Annotated in this window: 9 protein-coding genes and 1 pseudogene; all 10 read left to right on the forward strand. The window is 49.7% G+C overall.

Translation table 11 applies throughout. The features are described from left to right. Positions 1 to 611, forward strand: a 611-nt coding sequence (locus BGK49_RS10155) for a DUF6645 domain-containing protein (RefSeq protein WP_347335981.1), incomplete at its 5' end; no start/stop codon positions are given. 139 nt (positions 612 to 750) lie between these two features. After that, positions 751 to 931 (forward strand): annotated as a pseudogene (locus BGK49_RS10160) (DUF1378 family protein). Continuing rightward, positions 855 to 1,202: a DUF826 domain-containing protein gene (locus BGK49_RS10165; RefSeq protein ID WP_162281787.1), complete on the forward strand. Its 348-nt coding sequence runs from the start codon at positions 855 to 857 to the stop codon at positions 1,200 to 1,202. The pseudogene BGK49_RS10160 and the gene BGK49_RS10165 overlap by 77 nt, the downstream one beginning before the upstream one ends. 76 nt (positions 1,203 to 1,278) lie before the next feature. Further along, positions 1,279 to 1,494, forward strand: coding sequence for a class II holin family protein (locus BGK49_RS10170; RefSeq protein ID WP_005042508.1), 216 nt, complete (start codon positions 1,279 to 1,281; stop codon positions 1,492 to 1,494). A 4-nt stretch (positions 1,495 to 1,498) separates the two neighbouring features. Continuing rightward, positions 1,499 to 1,843 carry a YdfR family protein gene (locus tag BGK49_RS10175; protein ID WP_000731267.1) on the forward strand — a complete coding sequence of 115 codons (345 nt, stop codon included), beginning with the start codon at positions 1,499 to 1,501 and terminating at the stop codon, positions 1,841 to 1,843. Between the two features lie 50 nt (positions 1,844 to 1,893). Then, the gene (locus BGK49_RS10180; RefSeq protein WP_001092844.1) at positions 1,894 to 2,427 is read left to right on the forward strand and encodes a lysozyme; all 534 of its coding nucleotides are present in this window, start codon (positions 1,894 to 1,896) and stop codon (positions 2,425 to 2,427) included. 156 nt (positions 2,428 to 2,583) lie between these two features. Next, positions 2,584 to 2,766, forward strand: coding sequence for a hypothetical protein (locus tag BGK49_RS10185; protein WP_001151823.1), 183 nt, complete (start codon positions 2,584 to 2,586; stop codon positions 2,764 to 2,766). Positions 2,767 to 2,780: 14 nt separating this feature from the next. Beyond that, complete coding sequence (locus BGK49_RS31435; protein WP_001280932.1) at positions 2,781 to 2,912, forward strand: hypothetical protein; 132 nt, start codon at positions 2,781 to 2,783, stop codon at positions 2,910 to 2,912. A gap of 11 nt (positions 2,913 to 2,923) precedes the next feature. Further along, positions 2,924 to 3,382: a lysis protein gene (locus BGK49_RS30400; RefSeq protein ID WP_000947254.1), complete on the forward strand. Its 459-nt coding sequence runs from the start codon at positions 2,924 to 2,926 to the stop codon at positions 3,380 to 3,382. Positions 3,383 to 3,405: 23 nt separating this feature from the next. After that, positions 3,406 to 3,630, forward strand: a complete 225-nt coding sequence (locus BGK49_RS10200) for a hypothetical protein (RefSeq protein ID WP_000735655.1) — start codon at positions 3,406 to 3,408, stop codon at positions 3,628 to 3,630. The last annotated feature ends 447 nt before the right edge of the window (positions 3,631 to 4,077 follow it).

Below are 4,077 nucleotides of genomic sequence, written 5' to 3' on the forward strand. Positions count from 1 at the left end.
GCTTCGGCTTTGAACTCTTTAGAGTAACGTTGGTTTTTTTCTGCTCATTATTAGCTCCTTCTGATGCCATTCTATTTCAGGAAGGAGTGTCCGTTAAACTCAGGCTACCTCACTGTGATATTGCTGCAGACAAGGCAAAACTTTTACTGGAAAAAGGCGGGGAAATTGCTGTCCGGTTTAAAATCCCCGAAAACGTCAATCTTGAGACAACCAGAAACAAGTATGCCTTTGGTTTGTACTGGCGAATAGCGGAATGGCCGGGTGAGGGTGGTGAAGGCCATCTGAGTTCTTTCTTTGTCCAGTCAGATAAAGCCAGTATTAATGTTGCATACCATCATACAGTTAATCAACAAAAAGAACTTGGCACGTTTGGCGCATTCGACCATGACTGGCATACGCTTGCATTTAAATTTAAGGGCAGTAACAGCATTAATGTTACTCCGGTGCTTGATGGTGTGGATGGACAGGCGTTTGACCTGGTGAAATGGGCCAATACTGCTAATGGACTCAACAGGTTTGTCATTACGGATATTACAGGTAGTGCAGAAACCTACCCTGTACTTATTGATACGGTGGAAGTTAAAGCAAACAAAGCTGGAGCAGCCGCATAATTGCTAAAAAAAGCCGCCAGCGGCAGGAATGGAAGCTGGCGGAGGTAATCCCAATGGAGAATGTAAAGAAAAGATGCTTTCGTACATTGGTTTTTTAAATGAAAACAATTCTCATTGTCAACCATAACGGTAAGAAATTATGACATTTATTCATCAGGTGATGCTGTACTTCTGTACGGCGGTCTGTGCTGTATCTTCTTTCGGGTGGGTACAGGGCTGTGCGCGATTTCTGGTACAGGCAGATTGATAAAAGGGCCGCTGAGAAAATCAGCGCCAGTCAGTCAGCCGGAAGCAAACCCGAAGAACCCGTTACTCCTTAACAACCCCTTTCAGCGAGAAAATCCCATGTCAGAAATCACATCCCTGGTCACTGCAGAGGCAGTGAAGGAAGTCCTGCGCTCTGAAGAAGTCCGGAGCGCACTGAAACAGAAACTTCGCCTGAATCTTGAGTCGCGTCTTGATGCAGAAGTGGATGCCATTCTGGATGAGCTGCTGGGCGTAGCAGTGGTTCCTGAGCCGGAAGGTATCGCGGGTGACGGGAGTGCTTCAGATGGCGGTGAACCTACACCTGACAGCGACATGATGATGTAAGCATGCGCAAGGGACCATCGGTGTGTGCCGGTGGTCTTTATATTGTTGTGAGCTTCCGGATTGCGGGAGACGGGGTATGTACCAGATGGAAAAAATCACAACAGGTGTGTCATACACCACGTCAGCGGTGGGAACGGGCTACTGGTTCCTGCAGTTGCTGGACAGGGTTTCCCCGTCTCAGTGGGCGGCAATAGGCGTGCTGGGGAGTCTGTTGTTTGGGCTGCTGACATATCTGACTAACCTGTATTTCAAAATCAGAGAGGACCGTCGTAAGGCGGCGTGGGGAGAGTAAAGCGATGAAGAAAAAATACGAACTGGTTGTTAAAGGGATAAATAATTACCCGAATAAGATTACTGTTACTGTGGCACTGGAAATTGGTGGGTATCCGTCACTGTTGTTGCCAGATGTGGCGATTAGTCTTGACCGTACTGAAGATGCCACGCTGGAGTTTTACGAAGCTGAGGCGAAAAAGCAGGCGAAGCAGTTTTTCATGGATGTTGCTGCCGGGTTATGTGAAGGGGATGGTCCGTTGCCGGAAAAGCGCCCCGTAATTTTAGAGGCGCAGGATGTGTTGATAACCTACAGAGGAAAACTACCGGGAATAATTACTGGTTCTCTGAAGACTCCACCGCTGGCCTGAAGACTTAACATATCCAGGGATTTGAAATCGATAAACCCTGATAAATATCCATGAACACCAAAATCAAATACGGCCTGTCGGCTGCCATTCTGGCGCTGATTGCCGCAGGTGCGCCTGCGCCTGAAATCCTCGACCAGTTTCTGGATGAAAAGGAAGGTAACCACACCACGGCATACCGTGATGGCGCGGGTATCTGGACCATCTGCCGCGGTGCCATCCTGGTGGATAGTAAACCTGTCGTCCCGGGCATGAAGTTGTCGAAGGAAAAATGCGACCAGGTCAACGCCATTGAGCGTGATAAGGCGCTGGCATGGGTGGAGCGCAATATTAAAGTGCCGCTGACCGAACCCCAGAAAGCGGGTATCGCGTCATTTTGTCCCTATAACATTGGCCCCGGTAAGTGTTTCCCGTCGACGTTTTACAGACGGATTAATGCTGGTGACCGCAGGGGAGCATGCGAAGCGATTCGCTGGTGGATTAAGGACGGTGGCAGAGACTGCCGTATCCGCTCAAATAATTGCTACGGTCAGGTATCCCGGCGAGACCAGGAAAGTGCGCTGGCGTGCTGGGACATCGACAGATAAGCAGAATATTTTGCTGAAAAATAAGGCATGAGCACGCGGACGGATAACACGAAATCCTGCGAACTGGCGAAACGTAAGTGAATAAAAGTAAAAACCCCGTTTGTTGGCACCAAGCGGGGTTTTGTGTTTCTGACCTTGAGTAAGGCAAGGGAGAACATGGCGAAGTATAAACGAATTCTGTTGAGGTTGACCATGAAAAACGGCCTTGAACTGAAAGCGCCTGTAACTGATGACATCAGCAGAGCACTGGCTTTTGCCATTAAGTGGGTGGCGGTCGGTGTTGCTGTGTCCCCGATGCTGTATGGGCTGGCAAAACTGGTCATTGCGTTGAAATCGTGAAGGGAGGATTAAGCATGTCAGACAAACTCATAACGCTGGCGAAGATCCTCTGTGTAATTGTCGGCATTTCATTTTCACTAATGCTGGTTGCTCTTTTTCTTTCCATGGCCTGGATGATGTTGTCTTCGTCGGGGCTGCTGGGGTGAACATAAACCGAATGCTTTCCGCGTTTACCGTTATTCTGCTGGTGGTCTGTGGTGCGCTGTGGCTGGCAACAGACCATTACCGTGATAACGCCATCACCTACAAAGCGCAGCGCGATAAAAAAGCCAGAGAGCTGGAGCTGGCAAACGCAACCATTACTGACATGCAGCAGCGCCAGCGTGATGTTGCTGCGCTTGATGCCAGATACTCAAGGGAATTAGCCGATGCGAGAGCTGAAAATGAAACTCTGCGTGCTGATGTTGCCGCTGGTCGTAAGCGCCTGCGGATCAACGCCACCTGCTCCGGTACCGTGCGTGAAGCCACCGGCACCTCCGGAATGGATAATGCAACCGGCCCCCGACTGGCAGACACCGCTGAACGGGATTATTTCACCCTCAGAGAGCGGTTGATGACAATGCAGAAGCAACTGGAAGGGGCGCAGGAATATATCCGCACTCAGTGTATTAACTAGTATTTTTGTTATCCGGAGAATGCATGAAGAAATTACTGGTAACCGTAAAGCCTTTTCAGGGAACAATTCCGTTCCGTATTTTGCAGCGTGGTCGTGTTCTTGTTGAAGGTTCGTTCAGTGGTAAATGTACGCAATTACACTCCCGGACCTTTCAGGTGAATGCCACGAATGAAGAGCTAACCGTTGAGTGTACGATGAATGCCGCTAAATGCCGCATGGTATCCGCTGCATTACAGCCAGTGTGTTGAGCGACCTTATTAACCATGCGCGGTATTGTCGCCGTATCCCCGCATTAACAGAGACCGCAGCCCGACCGGGAGACTCCTCTGCGCGAGTGTGCGGGGATAATCAAAAACGATACACACCGGGGTTTACCGCGTTAACGGAGCGCGGCGTTGTCCCCTCATGGTCGCTGGTCCGGTGCGATGGTGGAAGAAACCGGACGATGTGTTACCTCGCAAGCTCTGTTATGTCATGTGTCTGATTTGTGATTTAAGTCGGATAATTGTCGTTGCCATTAAGCAGAGGATTGATGACCGACAGGGTGGCATTGTTAGAATAAGACTTATTCTTATCTGTGCCGGGAATGAAAATGAAAATGTAAGCGTGCAGCAAGAACCGTATTGACGGGGATGTGTTATTCAGTCGGCAGTGCTACGCGCCAGGGGAGCAGTTCGCCGACCCGGTTTATCGGC

The sequence above is a fragment of the Shigella sp. FC1544 genome, from assembly GCF_001722145.1.
Taxonomy (GTDB): domain Bacteria; phylum Pseudomonadota; class Gammaproteobacteria; order Enterobacterales; family Enterobacteriaceae; genus Escherichia; species Escherichia coli.